The organism is Stenotrophomonas sp. 1278, from assembly GCF_029892765.1.
GTDB classification, from domain to species: Bacteria; Pseudomonadota; Gammaproteobacteria; order Xanthomonadales; family Xanthomonadaceae; genus Stenotrophomonas; species Stenotrophomonas indicatrix.
In genome coordinates, this window is record NZ_JARXWD010000001.1 from 219,470 (window position 1) to 237,694 (window position 18,225).

25 protein-coding genes and 1 pseudogene are annotated in these 18,225 nt (G+C 65.9%); 13 read left to right on the forward strand and 13 right to left on the reverse strand.

Annotation, left to right across the window (positions count from 1 at the left end):
• Positions 1-29 precede the first annotated feature (29 nt).
• The 6 genes from M2299_RS01000 to M2299_RS01025 are packed head-to-tail and all read right to left on the reverse strand — an operon-like array spanning position 30 to position 3,881.
• On the reverse strand, positions 30-1,019 hold the full coding sequence (locus M2299_RS01000) for an alpha/beta hydrolase (RefSeq protein ID WP_280883673.1): 990 nt from the start codon (positions 1,017-1,019) through the stop codon (positions 30-32).
• Positions 1,016-1,342: a hypothetical protein gene (locus M2299_RS01005; RefSeq protein WP_180831112.1), complete on the reverse strand. Its 327-nt coding sequence runs from the start codon at positions 1,340-1,342 to the stop codon at positions 1,016-1,018. The genes M2299_RS01000 and M2299_RS01005 overlap by 4 nt, the downstream gene beginning before the upstream one ends.
• Complete coding sequence (locus tag M2299_RS01010) at positions 1,335-1,871, reverse strand: hypothetical protein (RefSeq protein ID WP_280883674.1); 537 nt, start codon at positions 1,869-1,871, stop codon at positions 1,335-1,337. Before M2299_RS01010 ends, M2299_RS01005 begins: the two co-directional genes overlap by 8 nt.
• 28 nt (positions 1,872-1,899) lie before the next feature.
• Entirely contained in the window at positions 1,900-2,820 is a 921-nt protein-coding gene (locus tag M2299_RS01015) for a hypothetical protein (RefSeq protein ID WP_280883675.1), read from the reverse strand.
• Positions 2,817-3,347 carry a hypothetical protein gene (locus M2299_RS01020; protein WP_280883676.1) on the reverse strand — a complete coding sequence of 177 codons (531 nt, stop codon included), beginning with the start codon at positions 3,345-3,347 and terminating at the stop codon, positions 2,817-2,819. Before M2299_RS01020 ends, M2299_RS01015 begins: the two co-directional genes overlap by 4 nt.
• A 9-nt stretch (positions 3,348-3,356) precedes the next feature.
• Entirely contained in the window at positions 3,357-3,881 is a 525-nt protein-coding gene (locus M2299_RS01025) for a hypothetical protein (RefSeq protein ID WP_280883677.1), read from the reverse strand.
• 88 nt (positions 3,882-3,969) lie between these two features.
• On the opposite strand from M2299_RS01025, the gene M2299_RS01030 reads away from it, so the two are divergent.
• The 4 genes from M2299_RS01030 to M2299_RS01045 are packed head-to-tail and all read left to right on the forward strand — an operon-like array spanning position 3,970 to position 6,027.
• A complete protein-coding gene (locus tag M2299_RS01030) occupies positions 3,970-4,899 on the forward strand; it encodes a LysR substrate-binding domain-containing protein (protein WP_280883678.1) in 930 nt (309 codons plus the stop codon).
• Positions 4,896-5,357: a helix-turn-helix transcriptional regulator gene (locus M2299_RS01035; protein WP_280883679.1), complete on the forward strand. Its 462-nt coding sequence runs from the start codon at positions 4,896-4,898 to the stop codon at positions 5,355-5,357. Before M2299_RS01030 ends, M2299_RS01035 begins: the two co-directional genes overlap by 4 nt.
• An 11-nt stretch (positions 5,358-5,368) precedes the next feature.
• Positions 5,369-5,800 (forward strand): VOC family protein, encoded by a 432-nt coding sequence (locus M2299_RS01040; protein ID WP_032974687.1) that lies wholly within the window; start codon positions 5,369-5,371, stop codon positions 5,798-5,800.
• Complete coding sequence (locus tag M2299_RS01045) at positions 5,797-6,027, forward strand: hypothetical protein (RefSeq protein ID WP_099842541.1); 231 nt, start codon at positions 5,797-5,799, stop codon at positions 6,025-6,027. Before M2299_RS01040 ends, M2299_RS01045 begins: the two co-directional genes overlap by 4 nt.
• 81 nt (positions 6,028-6,108) lie before the next feature.
• On the opposite strand, the gene M2299_RS01050 is transcribed toward M2299_RS01045, so the two are convergent.
• Positions 6,109-6,849: a DNA/RNA non-specific endonuclease gene (locus M2299_RS01050; RefSeq protein ID WP_033831157.1), complete on the reverse strand. Its 741-nt coding sequence runs from the start codon at positions 6,847-6,849 to the stop codon at positions 6,109-6,111.
• Positions 6,850-7,313: 464 nt separating this feature from the next.
• On the opposite strand from M2299_RS01050, the gene M2299_RS01055 reads away from it, so the two are divergent.
• The 3 genes and pseudogenes from M2299_RS01055 (at position 7,314) to M2299_RS01065 (ending at position 9,355) form a co-directional block, all read left to right on the forward strand.
• On the forward strand, positions 7,314-7,661 hold the full coding sequence (locus M2299_RS01055; protein ID WP_280883680.1) for a hypothetical protein: 348 nt from the start codon (positions 7,314-7,316) through the stop codon (positions 7,659-7,661).
• Positions 7,662-7,785: 124 nt separating this feature from the next.
• Positions 7,786-8,550, forward strand: coding sequence for a DUF72 domain-containing protein (locus M2299_RS01060; protein ID WP_280883681.1), 765 nt, complete (start codon positions 7,786-7,788; stop codon positions 8,548-8,550).
• Positions 8,543-9,355 (forward strand): annotated as a pseudogene (locus M2299_RS01065) (DNA-formamidopyrimidine glycosylase family protein). The gene M2299_RS01060 and the pseudogene M2299_RS01065 overlap by 8 nt, the downstream one beginning before the upstream one ends.
• Here the strand turns inward: M2299_RS01065 and M2299_RS01070 are convergent.
• The 5 genes from M2299_RS01070 to M2299_RS01090 form a co-directional block, all read right to left on the reverse strand.
• Positions 9,325-9,918, reverse strand: a complete 594-nt coding sequence (locus M2299_RS01070; RefSeq protein ID WP_280883682.1) for an isochorismatase family cysteine hydrolase — start codon at positions 9,916-9,918, stop codon at positions 9,325-9,327. The pseudogene M2299_RS01065 and the gene M2299_RS01070 overlap by 31 nt on opposite strands.
• 120 nt (positions 9,919-10,038) lie before the next feature.
• A complete protein-coding gene (locus tag M2299_RS01075) occupies positions 10,039-10,293 on the reverse strand; it encodes a hypothetical protein (protein WP_093818383.1) in 255 nt (84 codons plus the stop codon).
• 103 nt (positions 10,294-10,396) lie between these two features.
• On the reverse strand, positions 10,397-10,684 hold the full coding sequence (locus M2299_RS01080) for a hypothetical protein (protein WP_180831122.1): 288 nt from the start codon (positions 10,682-10,684) through the stop codon (positions 10,397-10,399).
• Positions 10,685-10,760: 76 nt separating this feature from the next.
• Entirely contained in the window at positions 10,761-11,258 is a 498-nt protein-coding gene (locus M2299_RS01085) for a DUF892 family protein (RefSeq protein WP_032974702.1), read from the reverse strand.
• A gap of 147 nt (positions 11,259-11,405) precedes the next feature.
• A complete protein-coding gene (locus M2299_RS01090) occupies positions 11,406-11,675 on the reverse strand; it encodes a hypothetical protein (protein ID WP_099842533.1) in 270 nt (89 codons plus the stop codon).
• Positions 11,676-11,850: 175 nt separating this feature from the next.
• Between M2299_RS01090 and M2299_RS01095 the strand changes: the two genes are divergently transcribed.
• On the forward strand, positions 11,851-12,321 hold the full coding sequence (locus M2299_RS01095) for a BLUF domain-containing protein (protein ID WP_025874500.1): 471 nt from the start codon (positions 11,851-11,853) through the stop codon (positions 12,319-12,321).
• Positions 12,318-12,764, forward strand: coding sequence for a hypothetical protein (locus tag M2299_RS01100; RefSeq protein ID WP_280883683.1), 447 nt, complete (start codon positions 12,318-12,320; stop codon positions 12,762-12,764). The genes M2299_RS01095 and M2299_RS01100 overlap by 4 nt, the downstream gene beginning before the upstream one ends.
• 52 nt (positions 12,765-12,816) lie before the next feature.
• Here the strand turns inward: M2299_RS01100 and M2299_RS01105 are convergent, their stop codons facing one another.
• Entirely contained in the window at positions 12,817-13,053 is a 237-nt protein-coding gene (locus tag M2299_RS01105) for a hypothetical protein (protein ID WP_059064236.1), read from the reverse strand.
• 247 nt (positions 13,054-13,300) lie between these two features.
• Here M2299_RS01105 and M2299_RS01110 point away from each other — a divergent pair, with 247 nt between their 5' ends.
• The 4 genes from M2299_RS01110 to M2299_RS01125 are packed head-to-tail and all read left to right on the forward strand — an operon-like array spanning position 13,301 to position 18,183.
• A complete protein-coding gene (locus tag M2299_RS01110) occupies positions 13,301-13,834 on the forward strand; it encodes a sugar dehydrogenase complex small subunit (RefSeq protein WP_099842531.1) in 534 nt (177 codons plus the stop codon).
• Positions 13,835-13,880: 46 nt separating this feature from the next.
• Positions 13,881-15,521: a GMC family oxidoreductase gene (locus tag M2299_RS01115; protein ID WP_099842530.1), complete on the forward strand. Its 1,641-nt coding sequence runs from the start codon at positions 13,881-13,883 to the stop codon at positions 15,519-15,521.
• Positions 15,518-16,915, forward strand: coding sequence for a cytochrome c (locus M2299_RS01120; protein WP_280883684.1), 1,398 nt, complete (start codon positions 15,518-15,520; stop codon positions 16,913-16,915). The genes M2299_RS01115 and M2299_RS01120 overlap by 4 nt, the downstream gene beginning before the upstream one ends.
• On the forward strand, positions 16,912-18,183 hold the full coding sequence (locus M2299_RS01125) for a carbohydrate porin (protein ID WP_280883685.1): 1,272 nt from the start codon (positions 16,912-16,914) through the stop codon (positions 18,181-18,183). The genes M2299_RS01120 and M2299_RS01125 overlap by 4 nt, the downstream gene beginning before the upstream one ends.
• The last annotated feature ends 42 nt before the right edge of the window (positions 18,184-18,225 follow it).

Genomic DNA, 18,225 nt, shown 5'->3' on the forward strand with positions numbered 1-18,225 from the left:
GGGCTGGCGCATCGGGTCAGGCAGGCCAATCAGACTCGCCAAAGCGCCCGGGCCTCATCGGCAAGCAGCTCAGGCTGTTCCTCAGGCCAGAACAGGCGTCCGCCTTCCACCCAGCGGATACCGCGCGATGCCGGCAGCGTCTGGTGCAGCCACTCGGCCCAGCGCCCCGGAAAGAGGGGATCGGCCGTTCCCCACACCATGCGCGTGGGAATCGTACTGCGTTGCAGCGAGGCTTCGATGGCCACCAGCGGATTGGGCTCGAACGCCGCGAGGTGGCCATTGAGCTGCTGCTGGCGCAGGGGCGAAGATACCAGCGGGCGAAAACTGTATTCGATGGCCTCATCGCTGAAATGTGCCGGATCCACATAAGCCGAGCCACCGATACCGGCCGCTGATCGCGCGTAACCGCGATCCTGCAGGTGGCGCACAATCTTCTGGTGATAGGTGCCTGCGCGTGCGGCGGCCAGCGAGTTCTTCATCTGCACCGGCGGGCTGTTCTGGTGCACGTCGCAGTTGGTCAGCAGCATCGTGCGCACGCGGCTCGGGTGCTGCACAGCGAACAACTGGGCCACGGTGCCGCCACTGTCATTGGCAACCAGGTCGACCATCGCAACGGACAGCGCATCAAGCAACGCAACCAGCATGTCGCTCTGTGCCTGCGGAGACAGGTCCTGCGTGGCCGCCACCGCGCTGTGGCCCAGGCCCATGAAATCCGGTGCAATGCAGCGGCGGGACGAGGAAAGCTGCGCGATCACATGCCGCCACTGGAAGCCGCTCAACGGGAACCCGTGCAGGAACAGTGCGGCCGGACCTTTCCCTTGTTGCACGCAGGCGATGCGCCCGAACGGTGTGCGGACCCAGCGCCGGCGGGCGGCGAATGCTGCCGCATCCATGGGCTCGCGCAGGCCCGCGCTGGCGCCGCGCACGCTGGGCGGCCATCCCATGGCCAGCAACAGTCCAGCACCGATCAGCAGTGACCTGCGCGACGATGAAGGCGCATCGTTGGATGGACCGCTCATGACGTCACCGCCGTTCGACCGACGACCGCATGCTTGAACAACCGCACGGGCTTGCCCGCTGCGCGCTCGATCACGCCCTTGGCTTCCAGATCCAGCTGCACGGCCTTCAGCCACCAGCCTGCGGTTGCGCCTGCGGGGAACAGATCTGCAGGCAGCGCCGGCAGCAATGACTGCTTGGCAATGGCAACGGAAACCCCGGGCGGCGTCTGCGGCAGCACGCCGAGCAGGGCGCTGCGCATGGCGCTGTACTTGCCCCGGTCGACCCACTGGGTCCTGCCGGGCGAGGTGATGCTCTCGATCTCGATCTTGTCTGGCTTAGGCATGGACCTGTCCTTCAATGCGGATATCCGGGCTGCGCAGGCCCATCGCAATCCAGGCCTTCATCAATCGGGCATAGAAGCGCAGCGAGTGTTGCTTGAGGTTGGGTACATCGGCGGGCAGCACGGAGGGATCGGGCAGATCGCCCACCATGGTGCGCATCTGCAGCGGCGGCCGGGCATCCTCCGGCCACAGCCCGCCATACAGGCTAAGCCAGTGGCCGCCGGTCAGTTCAAGAAACAGTGGCGTGTTGCAGCAGGTGGCCAGCACGCGACGGGTGCCGGCGTCGGCTGAGAGGCGGAACGCGGCCAGGCGCTCCACTCCTGCCAGGAACTCCACCCGGTCCTTGCGATACATGACGAAACGGGTAGTTCCATGCGGTCCGAGCAGCCGCTGGGCGCCGGGCAGGCGCTGCAGACGCAGGCCTGCGGCGCGGCAGCTGTTGCAGCAGCAGTCGACGCAGGCGATGGGTGTGCCGGTCAGGTTCAACGTCACTTCGCCACAGCGGCAGGCAAGCTGTTGTACGGAAGGCATGTGGATGCTCTCTTCGGGGGCTCTTTTTCTATCGACGAACCGGGGGCCCCGGAATCGACAGGGACGGTGGCAGCCGATAGCTCACCCGGTACAGGTCCAGGCTGGCGCCATCGCCGCGACGCGCTGAATAGGTGAGCGTGCCAGGGCGGGACCAGTCGAGCATGGCGCCATAGCTGTCGCTCGCACCGTCGTTGACGGGTGCGGGCAGTCGCATGCCGGGCGCGTAGCGGCCACCGAACGCGCGTGCCGCGAACTGCTCGACCCGCGAACTGCCGAAGTCCTGTGCGCGTGCGAAAACGATGGTCCGGCCATCGCCCAGGAAGGTGGCGTCGAATTCCTGCGCGGCCGTGTTGACCGCGCCTTCCACCGGCCGCGCAGGTTGCAGTTGGCCATCGTCCACCCGCGCGACATACAGATCGTGGCCACCGGCGCCACCTGCTCGGTCGCTGGAGAACAGCAGGGTGCCACCGTCGGGTGCGAGCATCGGCGCAAACTCGTTGGCGGGACTGTTGACGGCAGACCCGAGATGCTCAACGGCACCGAACTGCAGGCCCTGCACGGGCACCCTGTACAGGTCATCGCCGCCCAGGCCACCGGGGCGATCGGAGCAGAACAGCACGAAGCGACCATCGGCGGTGAACGCAGGGTCGAAATCGCGGCCGGGTGTGTTGAACGGAACCGGGCGCGCGGGACTCCACTGGCCGTGCTGCAGATGCGAAAACCAGATGTCATGGCCACCTTCGCCGCCAGGCCGGTCACGGCTGAACCAGAGCGCCGTGCGTCCGTCGGGGCTCAGCGTCAGGCGGATTTCGCTGTATCGGGTCGACGCGATGCCTGGTGCGAAACGCTCTGCGTGAGGGTCGAGTGCCAACGCCTCCCGGCTGGCATCACCCCCCAGCAGTCCAGCGACCGCGACCGCAAGCGCGACCAGTGAGGCAAGCGCATTCATGCCTGCCGCTCGAAATCGCTGATCCAGTTGGTCTCCCAGGTCGCTCCGCCGTCTGTGGATGCCGCCTGTTCCCAGCGTGCGGAACGCGAGGTGATCCGCGACCAGATCACCCGCGTTCTGATCGGTTGTCCCCGCAGCTGGTCGTCTCCCATGAACGTGCCGATGCCATCGACAAAACCGCCGCGGACCGGTGCGCCGATCCGCGTGGGATCGCGGCCATCCAACCACCAGCTCGACCACTGGCCACTGCTGGCATCCCATGCGCGGATGCCCATGCCGCGTACGGTCGCAGCGGGGAAGTTCATGACGTTGTCGCCAACGTTGCCGAAGCCGCCCAGCACCGGCCAGTTGTGCAGCGTGCCATCGAAGTGGTCCCAGCGGTTGCTGCCAGACAGGCGTTCGCGCAGTCGCTGATGCTGCACGGTCCAACGGCCGACCAGGAAGTCGAAGTCGCGGGGCGCATCCGACTGCAGCGGCAACGGCGAGGGTATCGCTGCCGTGCGGGTGAACCAGTTGCGCCAGTTCACTTCCCAGTGCTAGCCGTTGTCCGCGGAGAATGCCTGCTCCCACCACGGCTGCGCAGCGTGGATGTCGTGCCAGCGGAACCAGACCTGGATGGGCTGGCCCTTGAAGGAATCCGCACCACGGAAGCTGCCGCCTGTACCGCTGAAGCCGCCACGCACCGGTGCTTCGAAGCGGCTGGGAGCGCGGCCATCCAGCCACCAGATTGCCCAGGTGGCGGAAGCCGGATCGAAGGCACGTACACCCAGGCCGCGGTAGGCGCCGCCGGGCAGCTGCATCAGGTTGTCATCGATCGTGCCCAGCCCGCCCAGGGTCAGCCAGACCGCACTGATGCCGGTGAAGTCCACCCAGCGCGTGTCGGCCACCAGGCGTTCCTGCAGCCGGTGGTGACGCACGTTCCAGTTGCCCTGCAGCCAACGCCAGTCATTGGCATGGTCTCTGCCGGCATGGGGAGGGGTGGCGCCCAGCGGCAGGCACAGCCCGAAGGCGCCGGCACCGTACAACGCGGCAAGGCCGCCCAGAAATCCACGTCGCTGCATGTCTGATCCCCGTTGTCCGAGGCCTCATCTTCGGCGTCGTATGGGGGATTGACTACGCGGATATCGAGGCTCAGGCTAAGCCACACTTATGGTCGCCCACCGCCACCTGCCGTCGCTCGTTGCCATCCGTGCCTTCGAGGCCGCGGCGCGGCTGGGCAGCTTTGCGCGGGCCGCGGAAGAACTGGACACCACGGCGGCATCGGTCAGCTATCACGTCCGGCGCCTGGAAGAGCAGACCGGTGCACGACTGTTCCTGCGCCACGCCCAGCACGTCGAACTGACCGAGGCCGGTGCCAGCGTCGCAAAGGAGGCTACCCGCGCCTTCGATGCCCTGCGTGCCAGTTTCATGCGCGCCGCCGACATGGATGCCACCCGCCTGCGCCTGACCGCACTGCCTACGTTGGGCACGAGTTGGCTGACGCCGCGGCTGGGTGGCTTCCGCGCCCGGCATCCGCAACAGGTGCTGGAGCTTGATCTGTCGGCGGAGTCGCAGGACCTGGCAGGCGGGCGCTTCGATGCGGCCATCCGCAACGGTCACGGCGACTGGCCGGGGCTGCACGCCGTGGAGCTGTTCCCCAGCGTGTTCACGCCACTGTGCGCGCCCGCGCTGCTTGAAGCCGCCACCGGCCTGGGCGGCGCGCGGCTGCCGGATGTGCCATTGCTGGGGCGTCCGGACTGGTGGGCGCTATGGTTCCAGGCATTCGCGCAGACACCGGCACCCGGGGCGGAGCGCTTCGCCACCAACTTCGCTGCCGAGCATCTGGACGTAGCCGCAGCGATCGCCGGCCAAGGCATCGCCATCGGCTCGCCGATCCTGTTCAAGGCCGAGCTGGATGCGGGCCGCCTGGTGCAGGCTCACGAAGGCGTGGCCAGCGATGGCCGCAGCTTCTGGTTTGCCAGTCCGGCAGGACGCAGCAACGCACCGAAAGTCGCGCACTTCCGTGAGTGGCTGTGCACCGAGGCAGCGGCGGCCCGGCATGCTGCACGATCCTTGCTGCGCAGGGTGGCCACGCCATGACCCAGAGCCCGGAACTGCTGCGCCGCCTGCTGCGTGCAAAAGACCACATGGACCGGGCCAGCCATGAAGACTGGCCGGTGGCGCGGCTGGCCGGGATCAGTGCGGTTTCCGTGGCCCATTTCGCGCGCTCCTTCAAGGACGCCTTCGGGGTGCCGCCGCACCGCTATCTGCTCAGCCGCCGCATCGAGCGCGCTGTCGCCCTGCTGCGCGATACCGACCTGCCGATCACCGAGATCGCACTGCAGACCGGGTGGACCAGCCTGGGCACCTTTGGCCGCATCTTTCGTGACATCACCGGCGACAGCCCCGGCGCCCTCCGCGACAGCGAGCGGACCGCTGCCCCGGCGCAGGGCCCGGTGCCGGAGTGCCATGCGCGTGCCGCACGGCGCCCGGACCTGAAGATCGCAGTTTTGGAGAAGCGCCGCCGCACCGGCCTTGTTAGCGTAGATCCCACCTGAGGGAGGATCCTATGACTGGCATGGTGAATGTGGTCGGCCTGTATGTGCACGACCAGGATGCGGCACTCGATTTCTACGTCAACGCACTCGGCTTCCAGGTGCATACCGATGTCGGCAACGGCGACTATCGCTGGCTCACGGTGCATTCGGGCGGCGAGGGCGGTTTCCAGCTTGGCCTGTTCAAACCGGGGCCGCCGGTACACGATGCGGCCACTGCGCTGACCCTGCAGCAGATGGTGGCCAAGGGTGCGATGCCGCCGCTGGTGCTGGCGGTGGACGATTGCCGCGCCAGCTACGAGCGGCTGCTGGCACGTGGGGTGGAATTCACCCAGGAGCCGGTGGAGCGCTATGGTGCAGTGGATGCCGGATTCCGTGATCCGTCCGGCAATGGCTGGAAGATGATCGAGCGCCCTGCGAAGACTGCCGCGAGGACGCCGCAGTGAGGGCCGGCAGCTGGGCGCGTCCGGTGCACCGCTGGACGTCTATCGTCTTCACCCTGACAGTGATCGCCAACTTCGTGGCGCGCTGGATGGGGCAGGGCGAACCACCGGACTGGCTCACCTACTCGCCGCTGCCGCCGTTGTTCCTGCAGCTGTTCACCGGGTTGTATCTGTTTGCGTTGCATTACCGCCGCAGGCCGGATGCCGCGCGCGCCGGCGTCGCACCCTGACGCGGGGCGCAGAGGCAGATCAGGCAGGGTCCTCACGCAGCGCAGGCCCGGCGGAGAAGGCTCTGCCGGGCCATCCGGCGCTCAGCTCAGATCGCATCCGCTCGGCAGCGGCCAGCTGGCGCTGGGCAGCATGTTCTTCAGCGACGCCGGCGCGTTGATCGCCACGTAGCTGGCACCCAGCAGCTCTTCCAGATCCGCGATGGTGACCAGATAACTGTCCAGGCTGCCCAGACCCGTTTCATTGGGAATGATCCAGCTGATGGCCTTGGCGGTGCCGGTGTTTGGATCCTTGGTGATGATCGTCTTCCAGAAGAATTCCGGGGTCGGAATGCCATGGCTGGCCAGGAAATGGTCATTGGACGCATCGCCATAGACAACGCCGCCATAGACGTCGACCGGGGCGATGTCCCGGTAGCACTCGGCCACGTTCTCGGCCTTCACCCAGATGCCCTGGTTGAAGCTGGACACCTGCGGCACGATGTTGGTCATGTAGTTGGCGCGGCGGATGTAAGTAGCGTCGTAGTCCATGTGATTGGACGTCACCAGATGTCCCCGGTCATAGCCGGACCGCACGCTGGCATAGGAGGCGGTGCTGGTCTGGCCGAGGCAGCCTGCCGGCAGGTCCGGGTCCTTGTAGAAGCTGGACGGGCGGGCCGCCGAGCCGGTGTCAGCCACCAACGTGTATTCGTACCGGGTCGCGCTGTGGATGCTGCAGTCATAGGTCAATACGAACCCACCCTTGTTGAGGGTCACGACCTGGGCATGTGCGGCCCCGGCAAAAGTGCTGAAAACAAGGGCAAGGAAGAACGTGGCAAGGCGCATTGCGGATCTCCATGGATATGGGCAAGGCGCAGCCGTCCACCACGGCAGGCCAGGCCATTCCGTGTGAAGGACGATGCGGTGACAGGTATTGGGGATGCGACCCGGCCGTAGCCGGTATTGCCTGGGATCTCGACCGCGCACTGGCGTCAGGAAAGCTATCGCGGTGTCGTTAGCGTCATTTTTTGGCGTCAACAGGTCAACGACCAAAGTGCGAAGGTGTGACTGCGCGCAAGCACTGGGCTCCTGTCAGATCAGGGTGCCCATGCATGAAAAGAAGACCTGTTAGTGGCGTGGCCGCTCTCCACAGACCGCTTTGTCGCTGGGCAGAGCAGGGCGAAGGAGCTCGCCTCCAGCAGCACGTCGCGAAGGCGGTCGAGGCCTGCACGCAACGGCCATCCATTCTTGACGACGCCTTGGCGCCGGACGTGGATACTTCCGCCGTCATTGGCCGAGGAGGACTGGAAATGGGTAGCACCGAGACCAACCGGGCGCCGCGCATTCTGCGCGTGGACGTGATGCCGCTGGACTGCGGGGAAACCGCAGTGGTGGTGGAACTGTCATCGCCCCCCGGCAGGGCCTGGGAGAAGGCACTGAAGCGCGTGATTTCTGAAACCGAGGGGCTTGAATCGGCGCAGTCGCGCTGCGACGGCCGCTTCGTCTACATCATCGGTATCGAGCCCGGTGGACGTGGCACGCTCCATCGGGTCAACCAGGTCCTGGCCGCCACCCACGAACGCGTTGCACCGCGCAACGGGCATTCCATGCCGATGCCACAGCAACCGGCAGGCGCCATGGTCAACGCCAGCCTCTGAGCAGCGATGGCCGATACACGGCAACCTGACGGCTGCAGGCCCGCCACGCCCGGCGGCACAGGCTTCACGCCGCAGCCAACGTGTGTTCACCATGTTGCTACGAGCCTGTCGCCACCGTAGCGCCATGGCACGTGAACTCCGTCATCCGCGACCGGGCCACCCGGTCGCCGTGGGCTGCGCAGGGTGGTCGCTGCCCACGGACATCGCCCATGCGTTTGCTGCGGGAGACAGTGCGCTGCAGCGCTATGCATCGCGCTTTCCGATCGTGGAGATCAATTCGTCGTTCTACAGACCACATCAGCCCGCCACGTATGCGCGCTGGGCGGCCAGCGTGCCGCACGGTTTCCGTTTCTCGGTGAAGATGCCGCAGGCCATTTCCCATGACGCGCGCCTGCGCGGTGCTGCGCCGTTGCTCGACACGTTCCTGCACGCGGCGGCGCATCTGGGTGATCGGTTGGGCGCCCTGTTGCTGCAGCTGCCGCCGAGCCTGGCCTACGATGGCCGCACGGCCTCGGCCTTCTTCCGGGCGCTGCGCCGGCGCAGCGCCGTGCGGGTCGCCTGCGAACCACGCCACCCGAGTTGGTTCGACGACAAGGCCGACGCGCTGCTGGATGACCACGGCATTGCCCGGGTCGCGGCCGATCCCGCCCGGGTTGCAGGGGCTGATCAGCCGGGCGGAGCCAGGCACTGGAGCTACTGGCGGTGGCACGGGCAGCCGCGCATGTACTACAGCGCCTACCAGCAACCGCAGCTCTGCAGTCTGGTGGCCGCCGCAGTAGAGGCCGCCCAGGCGGGGGAGGCGTGGATCATCCTTGACAACATGGCGCACGGCCACGCCGTGCCCAATGCACTGCAACTGCAGTCGATGCTGGAGCACGCCAATGCCTGAAGGTCCTTCCATCGTGCTGCTGCGCGAGGCCGCCGCCAGGTTCAAGGGAAAGACCGTCCGTGGCGTCAGTGGCAACAGCACGCTCGACCTGGCCTGCCTGGAGGGACGCCGGGTGCGGGCCGTGCGCAGCTGGGGGAAGCATTTCCTGCTGGAGTTCAGCCACGTCAGTCTGCGCATCCACCTGATGATGTTCGGCAGCTGACGCATCGACGAACGCAAGGAGACGCCAGCGCGGATATCGCTGCGCTTTGACAACGGCGAACTGAACTTCTACACCTGCTCGGTGAAGCTGATCGATCAGCCGTTGGACGAGGTCTACGACTGGCGCGCCGACGTGATGAGCGACCTGTGGGACCCCCGGCTTGCCCGCCGTCGCCTGAAGTCGATGCCCGATGTCCTGGTCTGCGATGCCCTGCTGGACCAGACGCTGTTCTCCGGCGTGGGCAACATCATCAAGAACGAGGTGCTGTTCCGCATCCGGGTCCACCCGGCCAACCCTGTTGGTGATCTTCCGCCGCGCAAGCTTGCCGACCTGGTCAAGCAGGCCCGCGAATACAGTTTCGACTTCCTGCGCTGGAAGCGCGGGTTCGAGCTGAAAAAGCACTGGCAGGTGCACACCCGGCGGACATGCCCCCGTTGTGGTGGTCCGGTCAGCAAGGTCTACATGGGCACCACGCATCGGCGCACCTTCTTCTGCCCGGTATGCCAGGTCGATTATCGCGCTGGGATGCCGCGGCCGCCGGCGAAGAAGCGCACGCTGGCGAGAGGCCCGGTTCAGCGCGGTGGTGCCAGGCCCGTGCGTTGATATGAGGACGTGGATGACAGCGAAGCGATGATCTGGCGGTTGCTGAGTACTTCGACGGCGCCCGATCGCTGCAGTGTCTGCAGGGCCGGCTGGCGGCGGTCCGGCAGGGCGGCGACCGCTTCCCGGGCGACCACCGTCGCGTACTCGCGCGAGTTGGCATCGATGGCAGTGGCCAGCACGCACGCGTCCAGTGCCATGCCGGCCAGCACCAATCGCCGGGTGCCGAGCTCGGACAGCAGCACCGGCAGTGGCGTGGCGAGGAAGGCGGAGTGCTTCGGCTTGAGGATGAAGTAGTGTTCCTCGCTGGGGGCAAGGTACTCGACGATCTGCGCCGAGGCTCCGCCCTTCTGCCGGCAGGCCTCGACCAGCTGCGGGAAGTCGCGCTGCCAGTTGCCGAAATTGTCATTGGCGTAGATCACCGGCCAGCGGTGCGCGTCGAATGCAGCACGCAGGCGGGCGGTGCGCTGGGCTGCACGTACGGCGTACGGAGCCAGTTGCCGCCCCTGTGGAAAGTCGAACAGGCTGAAAAGATCGATGATGAGCAGGGCGGTGGGCTGTTCCATGGCGGGCTCCGAGGTGTCAGGCCTCCACTGCCTGTTCGTCTTCGGCACCACGGACCAACGCGCCGGAGCCGCCTGACGGGCGCGGGCTGCCCGGCCCCCTCGGCGGGAGCGCAGGCCCGATCACTGGCCAGCTCCGTCGTCCCCCTCACCCTTGTCCTGCCGAGCGGGCGTCACGCGCTTGCCAAGCCGTTGCGCCTGCTCATCCGGCGTGGCGGCGGCGACGAAGGGAGAGATCGGATCGCTGGCCGGGAACGTCTCCGTCAACGCCTGATCATGATTGGCACTGTTGTGGGCCTTGGCCTGTCCAGCGCTGGCAGCAGGCACCGCAGCCGTGTCGTCATCCGGATGGGGCAGGTCTTTCTGATCGCGCTGCATGACATTTCCTCATTGATTGCACCGCTTCGTGCGGGGGCACGACAACGGTAAACGTGAACGCGTGAGTACCCGCATCAAGCCGGTGTAGACGCAACGTCAACAATCAAGGCGTCCTTCCATATGAGCTCGAAGCCGTCGCACGCCTGCGGCGCCACGCCAGCAGCTGTCCGATCAGCGCGGTTGCCAGCAACAGCAGGTTGGTGACCACGAACACGGTGGCACCCAGCAGCGCGCTGTAGATCGTGAACAGCGTAGACGCGGTCATCTGCCCGATGAAAAGCCACTTCGAGACGGTTTCCGGGTGAGGCGAGTGCCATTGCTTGACCATCTGCCGGACCAGCGTGGCCATCAGTACGGCTGTGGCGGTCCATCCAAGTAGATCAGGATGCATACGTTATCCTCGCGCAGAAGCGCGCCGCCCCCCCTTGAGGGAGCGACGCGTAGGCTGATCTGCGGTGCACCTGCGATCACGCGGCCTGGGCGGCCTTGGCGTTGCCGCCGCTCTTGGCCAGCAGGGTCAGCTTCTCGTCCGTGGCCTTTTCCTCTTCCAGCGTTTCCAGCAGCAACGGCACAGCGTCCTTGTATCCGAGCTGCTTGGCCAGCGCGGCGATGGTGCCGTAGGAAGCGATTTCGTAATGCTCGACTTTCTGCGCGCCGCCAATCAGTGCTGCATCGCGCACCGGGCCCTTTTCAATGCTCTCGATGACTTCCTTGCCTTCTTCCACCAGGCCTTCCATCGCCGCGCACTTGATCCGCTTCAGGCGGATGCCCAGCACCTCCACCACCTGGTCGATGCGCTCGATCTGGCCCTGGGTCTCCTCAAGGTGTGTCTCGAACGCGGCGGCAAGTGCGGGGTTCTCTGCGGCCCGGGCGAGGCGCGGCAGGGCCTTGGTCAGCTGCTTCTCGGCACTGTAGATGTCGGACAGTTCGTGGATGAAAAGGTCTTCAGCGGTCTTGATGGCCATGGTGCGCTCCAGCAGGGAAGGAGCGACGAGGCTATCCCGGCCAGTGTTGGGGTGCGGGGTAGATGCAGTGAACGGCGGATGCGCATCGAGCGCGCAGATGCATGCATTCCCCTCACGCCGGGCACTGGGCGCGCGTCGGAACCACGCTCAGCGTTGGTCGGTCGCTGCTGCAGATTGGCCGGTTGCCGCCAGATGTTCGCCGTCCACCAGGCGCGCGTTGCTGACGGCCTGGTGCGACCCGCACCTTCCGCAGGTCAGCAGCGTGCCCCCCGTCATCCGCTTGAGCTCCGCGTCGGCGCGGGACACGTGGTGGCACTGGTTGCAGCGGAAGGCGATAGCGGTGACCTGATCGATGCAGCCTCGCGCATCGGTCGCGAAGTCCACTGAAAAGACGTAGAAGAGTCCGGTGTCAGGCATGAAGTCGATCTCGCAGGCGGACCTGTTTCATGCCATGGGGCAGCAGTGCATGGCGTGAATCCTTTTCGGGTTCGTTTTCACATTTCACTGAATTGTTCTGTTTCAGGCTGCGCCTGCTGTGCTGCCTCAACCGGCCTTCTGCTACGGTTGGGAGCCCACTGCAGGGAGGTCGAACGTGCCCATCAGAGCCGTTGTATATACCAGCGAGGCGGCAGCGGATATTGCTGCCAGCCGGCTGGGCCAGACCGGGGGCAGGCTGTGCGGAATCGTGGATGACGCAGCACGTTTCAACCGTGATGCCGGCGTCACTGGCGTATTGCTGTTCGATGGCGCGCGCTTTGTGCAATACATGGAAGGCCCGGACGATGGCCTGCAGGTGGCATATTCCCGGGTGCTGGGTGCCAGCAGCCACAGCGGCCTGATCGAACTGCAGCGCGGCAGGGTGGGGCAGAGACGCCTGCCTTTCTGGCCCATGCATTGGCTGCCGGTGGAACCGACGGAGCTGAGACGGGTGGCCGGCGCGGACTGGACCGGTTTCGTCCAGCGCGAAGGCACCGCTGCGCCCACCACTACTGCCACGGGCATGGAGCTGCTGCGCGCCCTGGTTGAACCCTATACCGCCTCACCCAGTACGGAGTCGCCATGACACAAGCAACTTTCCACAGCGGACACCACCGCCGGCTGGACGTTGTTGCCGGAGCGTGGGAGACCACCCTCATCGCGCTGCAACCCGACGGCAGCACGGGCGGGGTGTCGTTCGCATCGGACGTTTACACGTGGATGCCCAATGGTCACTTCCTGGCGCATGAGGTCGACGCGATGATGGACGGGCAGCGTGTGCGCTCCACGGAAATCATCGGCGTCGATGTTGAAGCCGGTGGTTTCTTCAGCCGCAGCTACGACGCTGATGGTGGCACCAGCGATTTCACTTCACGACTTGATGGCGGCAGGTACACCATCCAGGGCCAGTCCCAGCGGTTCGACGGCGTGATCAGCAGCGACCGGCAGTTGCTGACCGGGGAATGGGAGCATCGGGTCGGCGATGACTGGATACCGTTCGTCCGCATCGTGCTTGAACGGGCCGAGTAGATCGCTTGTTCCGCGGGCGCCCCCGCATCGGGGGCTTCGCTGTTGGCCGCGCCTAGCGCTTGGGCGGCGGCGGCGCGGCTTCTTTCCCGCGTTCGGCCTCTGGCCCCGAGGCCTGGTCTTCGGAGGCGGCGGTGCCGCTGCCGCCGCCGGGCACGTTGCGCGCCGGCGCGCTGGCCGCTGGCGGGGTTTGCCGAACCGCATCGGCATGTTGTGCCTTATCGGTCGGTTCGCCTTGGTTGCAGGCCGACAATGCCATCGTCGCCACGGCACACAGCAGCAGTACCCGCATGGCCACTCTCCAGAGTAGGAAACCCCTTGTTTCTAGCGTTGAGCGCGTTGTGCGGGCGTGACGGGGGCGGCAGCGCACCGGCTGAAATCTGCCTCTGCTGGTGCCGGGAAGAAGGGCGCTTCGCCGCGCTGCGGCTCTTCCTGCTCACTCCGCGACGACGTTCAGGTGCGTTAAAGTTGCCGGCGTAGGTGCCCCCCGCGTCGCGGTCAGGGGCAGCCGAAGAAGTGACGCATCAGGAGTCCACATCATGAGTGTTCCCGAGGGATTGGAAGGGAGTGGGCAAGGCCTGACGCGCAGAACCTTCCTGCTGGCCGTTGGCTCCGCTTCGCTGCTGCTTGCCTGCAACGGCAAGGCGCCAGCAACCCATGCCGGTGCCACGCCGGCGAAACGGACGGACGGGCGCTTTCTGCAGCTCTCCCAGGCACTGACCGGGAAGTCCGACCTTGATCCGGCAACCGCCGGGCGCATCGAAGCCGCCTTCGCCAAGCTGCATCCCGACATGCACGCCCAGTTCCCCGCACTCGCGGCCAAGGCGCAACAGGTGCACGGCGCTGAAGCACTGCTGGCGGCTGTTGGCGATGCACGGCCGACAGCGCTGGCCATCATCACTGCCTGGTACACCGGTAGCGTAGGCAAGGGGCCGCAGGCCATCACCGTTTCCTATCGCGATGCGCTGATGCAGCGCCCGGTGGACGATGGCCTGTTCCCGCCCACCTACGCACAAGGCGGTCCCGCATGGTGGACGGCCGAACCGCCGGCGGCGGTACGCGCGCACGGCTGAGCCTGCGCTCCCAGCTCTTTTCCCGTAATTGTTATGGATTCCCCTCATGAAAGCTCCGGTTTTCCGTGATGGCGACGCCGATGCCGATGTTGTGATCGTCGGTTCGGGCGTCGTCGGCGCATTGATCGCCCACCAGTTGGTTCGTGCCGGAAAATCGGTTCTTGTGCTGGAGGCGGGCCCCCGCCTGCATCGTTCCGACGTGGTCGAAAACTGGCGCAACGTCAGCTTCGAACGGCGCATCGGCAGTGATTTCCAAGGGCCGTATCCGCAGTCACCGCTTGCCACCGCGCCGCTGTACTTTCCGGCCAATGACTACGTGGGCCTGACCGGCCCCGACGCCAGCAGCTTCCATCAGGGCTTCATCAAGGCCGTGGGTGGCACCACCTGGCACTGGGCCGCCTCCTGCTGGCGCCACCTGCCGGTGGACTTCAGGATGCAGAGCACCTACGGGGTGGGGCGCGACTGGCCGATCAGCTACGACGACATCGAGCCTTATTACTGCCGCGCCGAGGAGGCGATGGGCGTCTCCGGGCCGAATGATCCGGCCAAGCAGAGCCCCTCCGAGCGATCCAGGCCCTACCTCGCCGACATGATTCCCTGGGGCAACGGTGACAAGGTGTTCGCCGAGGTGGTCAATCCACACGGCTACAACCTGGTGCCCATTCCGCAGGGTCGCATGGTCACGCCCTGGAACGACCGGCCCGCCTGCTGCGGCAACAACAACTGCCAGCCGATCTGCCCGATCGGCGCGATGTACAACGGCATCCATACCATCGAAGCGGCCGAGAAACTGGGTGCGCAGGTGCTGGCCGAAGCAGTGGCCTACAAGATCGATACCGACGCGCAGAACCGGGTCACGGCCATCCACTGGTATGACAACAACAAGGTCAGCCACAAGGCCACCGGCCGCAGTTTCGTGATTGCGTGCAACGCACTGGAGACGCCGCGTCTGCTGCTGCTTGCCGCCAATGAGCAGAACCCGAACGGCATCGCCAACAGTTCCGACCAGGTCGGGCGCAACATGCTCGACCATTCCGGTTTCCACTGCTCGTTCATTGCCGACAGGCCGATCTGGCTGGGCCGTGGACCGGCGCAGTCCAGCTGCATGGTCGGCCCGCGCGACGGCGCCTTCCGCTCGCAGTACTCGGCCACCAAGATCATCCTCAACAACATCAGCCGGGTGGCGATCGCCACCGACCAAGCGCTGAAGAAAGGCCTGGTCGGCGACGCGCTGGATGCGGAGATCCGCCGCCGTGCGGTCTTCGGCGTGGATCTTTCGATCAGCCTGGAACCCTTGCCGGATCCCAGCAATCGCCTGACGCTGTCCAAGTCGCGAGTGGATGGCCACGGCCTGGCCTGCCCGGATATCCATTACTCGCTGGGCGACTACGCCCGCAAGGGCTATGACGAGTCCTGCAAGCAGTTGCGTCACATCGGCTCGCTGTTCAACGCCGAGGAATTCGTCATCACCACGGCGCTCAACGCCAACAACCACATCATGGGCTCGACCATCATGGGCGCGGATCCGCGAGATTCGGTGGTCGATGGCGATTGCCGCGCACACGATCATCCCAACCTGTGGCTCCCGGGCGGCGGCCCGATGGTGTCGGCCAGCGTGGTCAACAGCACCTTGACCATGGCCGCGCTTGCGCTGAAGGCAGCAGATGCCATCGAGCGTGCCGCATGAAGACCTTCTGCTCGCTTCTGCTGATGATGCTGGCTGCAGCCAGCCAATCCGCGCGCGCAGACGAGGTTGCCGAACGTGGGCGCTACCTCTCGGTCGCTGCGGACTGCGTGGCATGCCACACCAGCCCCAAGCAGGGCAAACCCTACGCAGGCGGCTACGCGATTGCCTCGCCGCTGGGTGAGATATGGGCAAGCAACATCACGCCCTCCAGAAGCCATGGCATCGGCCTCTACAGCGAAGATGATTTTGCCAAGGCGGTACGCGAAGGCGTGCGCAAGGACGGCGCCCATCTGTATCCGGCGATGCCCTATACCTCCTATGCCAAGCTGACCGACGAGGACATCCACGCGCTGTATACCTACTTCATGAAGGAGGTGGCGCCGGTCGATGAGGAAGCTCACGCGACCGAGCTGCCGTTCCCCTTCAGCATCCGCCAGTCCATGGCGGTGTGGAACCTGATGTTCCTGGACAAGGAAACGTTCACCCCCGATGCGGGCAGGAGCGCGCAGTGGAATCGCGGCGCCTATCTGGTGGAGGGTCTGGCGCACTGCTCCAGCTGCCACAGTCCGCGCGGGCTGATGATGCAGGAGGTGGACGGCAAGGCCTTCGCCGGCGGATCGCTGGGTGACTGGTACGCCCCCAACATCACCTCCCACCCCACCAGCGGTATCGGGGGTTGGAGCGATGCCGAGCTGGCCCAGTACCTGAAGACCGGCCGCGTCGCCGGTAAGGCGCAGGCCGGCGGCGGCATGGCCGAAGCGGTGAGCAACAGCCTGTCCAAGCTGCAGGACGAGGACATCGCCGCCATCGTTGCGTACCTGCGCACGGTGCCGGCCGTGGCCGACCCTGATGCCACGCGGGCCGCCTTCGCGTGGGGAGACGCCGCCACGGCGCCGGGTGAGCAGCCGGTACGCGGAACGAGTGCTGCATTGGCCTCGGGCGGTGTGCTGTATTCGGGCCTGTGTGCAAGCTGCCACGGTTCGCGCGGCGAGGGCAGCAGGGACGGGTACTACCCCTCCCTGGTGCACAACACCACCGTCGGCATGACCCGCCCGCAGAACCTGATCGCCACCATCATCGGCGGCATTGACCGCGATGTGCACGGCGAACACGCGTTGATGCCGCACTTCTCGAAAGGCTCGTTCGTACAGGACCTGAGTGACGCCGATATCGCAGCGGTTGCGACCTACGTGCGCACGCAGTTCGGGCCGGGTGACCAGGTCACCGAGGCGCAGGTTGCGCTGACCCGTGCCGGCGGCGAGAAGCCACTTCTGGCGAAGATTGCACGCTTGTGGCTGCCGATGCTCATCCTTGCCGTGCTGGCGTTGGTAGGCATCGTGCTGCTGGTGCGACGCGCCTGGAAGACCCGAAAGGCGCGGAGGGCGGCCGCATGAATTTCGTATCCTTGACCGGCATCGGGCTGCTTGCCTTCATCGTCAACGGGTCGGTGTCGGCTGCCGAATCAAGTGCCACCGCCAAGCCCAAATCGGTCGACAGCGTCGCGCAGACGCCGCTGAGCGCGGATTGGGCAGCGCGCCTCTGGCTGCAGGACCACGGCGTTACCCCCAGCGCACGCATCGTGATCGGCAGCGGCGTCAACAGCGATGGTTACAAGGGCAGTGGCTGGTCCACCGCCGAGCACATCGACCTGGGCGCGACGATCGACACCGGCAAGGCATTCGGCTTCGACGGCACCTTGCGCGTGGTGTTCTCCGATCGCTTTGGCAACGCCATCAACGAACGATCCACCGGTTCCTACATCCAGAACCAGGCCTTCTATGGCCAGGGCCAGAACCTGCGTTTCAACGAGCTCTCCTACGAGCGTTTGCTGCTGGACAAGCGGTTGAGCCTGAAGGGTGGCTTCTACTCGATGGGCAACGACTTCGGTGGCTTGCCTTACACCTGCAACTTCAACAACAACGGCCAGTGCGGGCATCCGCTGGGCCCGATCTACAGTTCTGGCTGGCTGGACAATCCGACAGGCCAATGGGGCCTGCGGGCAAAGTGGAACGATCCTTCAGGCTGGTACGCGCAGACCGGCATCTACGACGTCAATCCAACGCGCAAGCAGGCCAACAGCGGCTTCCGTGTATCGACGAGGGGAAAGACCGGCCTGTTCCTGCCAGTCGAGCTGGGCTACAGCCATGGCAAGTCCGGAGAGGACTACGGCGGCACTTACAAGATCGGTTACTACCTGGATACCTCCAACGCCGATGATATCGGTGACCCGACGGCACCTCGCGCTTCGCATCGCAGCGGTTCGTACGTGCAGGCCGCACAGCGGGTGTGGAAGCCCGAGGGTGACACGGTGCGCGGCATTTCGGTGTTCGGCGTGGCTACCCGTGCCGACGCAAAAACAGGGCTGATGCGCTACTCGTGGGAAGCGGGCGTGAGCTGGCGCGGCGTGATCGCGTCGCGCGAGGATGATGTGCTCAGCCTGGCCTGGAACCGGCTGGACATCTCCGACCGGCTCGCCCGCCATCAGCAGCTGACCGGAAAGGATGTGCAGAGCAACGAGCAGTTCGTCGAGCTGAACTACGGCGTGCAGGTCGCCCCGTGGCTGGTGCTGCGGCCGGCGGTGCAGTACGTGGCACGGCCCGGCGCCTATGCCAGCCGGCCTGACAGCTGGGTGTTCACCCTGCAGGCGCAGGCGACGCTGTAGGCGGTTCAGGGCCCGCAGCATGGGGTGCCGAACGTGCGCCCC

Coding starts and splice junctions, on each gene's coding strand:
- M2299_RS01060 (WP_280883681.1), top strand. CDS start 7,786: ATGGCACGTGAACTCCGTCATCCGCGACCGGGCCACCCGGTCGCCGTG.
- M2299_RS01055 (WP_280883680.1), top strand. CDS start 7,314: ATGGGTAGCACCGAGACCAACCGGGCGCCGCGCATTCTGCGCGTGGAC.
- M2299_RS01115 (WP_099842530.1), top strand. CDS start 13,881: ATGAAAGCTCCGGTTTTCCGTGATGGCGACGCCGATGCCGATGTTGTG.
- M2299_RS01100 (WP_280883683.1), top strand. CDS start 12,318: ATGACACAAGCAACTTTCCACAGCGGACACCACCGCCGGCTGGACGTT.
- M2299_RS01000 (WP_280883673.1), bottom strand. CDS start 1,019: ATGAGCGGTCCATCCAACGATGCGCCTTCATCGTCGCGCAGGTCACTG.
- M2299_RS01005 (WP_180831112.1), bottom strand. CDS start 1,342: ATGCCTAAGCCAGACAAGATCGAGATCGAGAGCATCACCTCGCCCGGC.
- M2299_RS01035 (WP_280883679.1), top strand. CDS start 4,896: ATGACCCAGAGCCCGGAACTGCTGCGCCGCCTGCTGCGTGCAAAAGAC.
- M2299_RS01075 (WP_093818383.1), bottom strand. CDS start 10,293: ATGCAGCGCGATCAGAAAGACCTGCCCCATCCGGATGACGACACGGCT.
- M2299_RS01080 (WP_180831122.1), bottom strand. CDS start 10,684: ATGCATCCTGATCTACTTGGATGGACCGCCACAGCCGTACTGATGGCC.
- M2299_RS01120 (WP_280883684.1), top strand. CDS start 15,518: ATGAAGACCTTCTGCTCGCTTCTGCTGATGATGCTGGCTGCAGCCAGC.
- M2299_RS01090 (WP_099842533.1), bottom strand. CDS start 11,675: ATGCCTGACACCGGACTCTTCTACGTCTTTTCAGTGGACTTCGCGACC.
- M2299_RS01085 (WP_032974702.1), bottom strand. CDS start 11,258: ATGGCCATCAAGACCGCTGAAGACCTTTTCATCCACGAACTGTCCGAC.
- M2299_RS01030 (WP_280883678.1), top strand. CDS start 3,970: ATGGTCGCCCACCGCCACCTGCCGTCGCTCGTTGCCATCCGTGCCTTC.
- M2299_RS01070 (WP_280883682.1), bottom strand. CDS start 9,918: ATGGAACAGCCCACCGCCCTGCTCATCATCGATCTTTTCAGCCTGTTC.
- M2299_RS01025 (WP_280883677.1), bottom strand. CDS start 3,881: ATGCAGCGACGTGGATTTCTGGGCGGCCTTGCCGCGTTGTACGGTGCC.
- M2299_RS01105 (WP_059064236.1), bottom strand. CDS start 13,053: ATGCGGGTACTGCTGCTGTGTGCCGTGGCGACGATGGCATTGTCGGCC.
- M2299_RS01040 (WP_032974687.1), top strand. CDS start 5,369: ATGACTGGCATGGTGAATGTGGTCGGCCTGTATGTGCACGACCAGGAT.
- M2299_RS01015 (WP_280883675.1), bottom strand. CDS start 2,820: ATGAATGCGCTTGCCTCACTGGTCGCGCTTGCGGTCGCGGTCGCTGGA.
- M2299_RS01110 (WP_099842531.1), top strand. CDS start 13,301: ATGAGTGTTCCCGAGGGATTGGAAGGGAGTGGGCAAGGCCTGACGCGC.
- M2299_RS01050 (WP_033831157.1), bottom strand. CDS start 6,849: ATGCGCCTTGCCACGTTCTTCCTTGCCCTTGTTTTCAGCACTTTTGCC.
- M2299_RS01125 (WP_280883685.1), top strand. CDS start 16,912: ATGAATTTCGTATCCTTGACCGGCATCGGGCTGCTTGCCTTCATCGTC.
- M2299_RS01010 (WP_280883674.1), bottom strand. CDS start 1,871: ATGCCTTCCGTACAACAGCTTGCCTGCCGCTGTGGCGAAGTGACGTTG.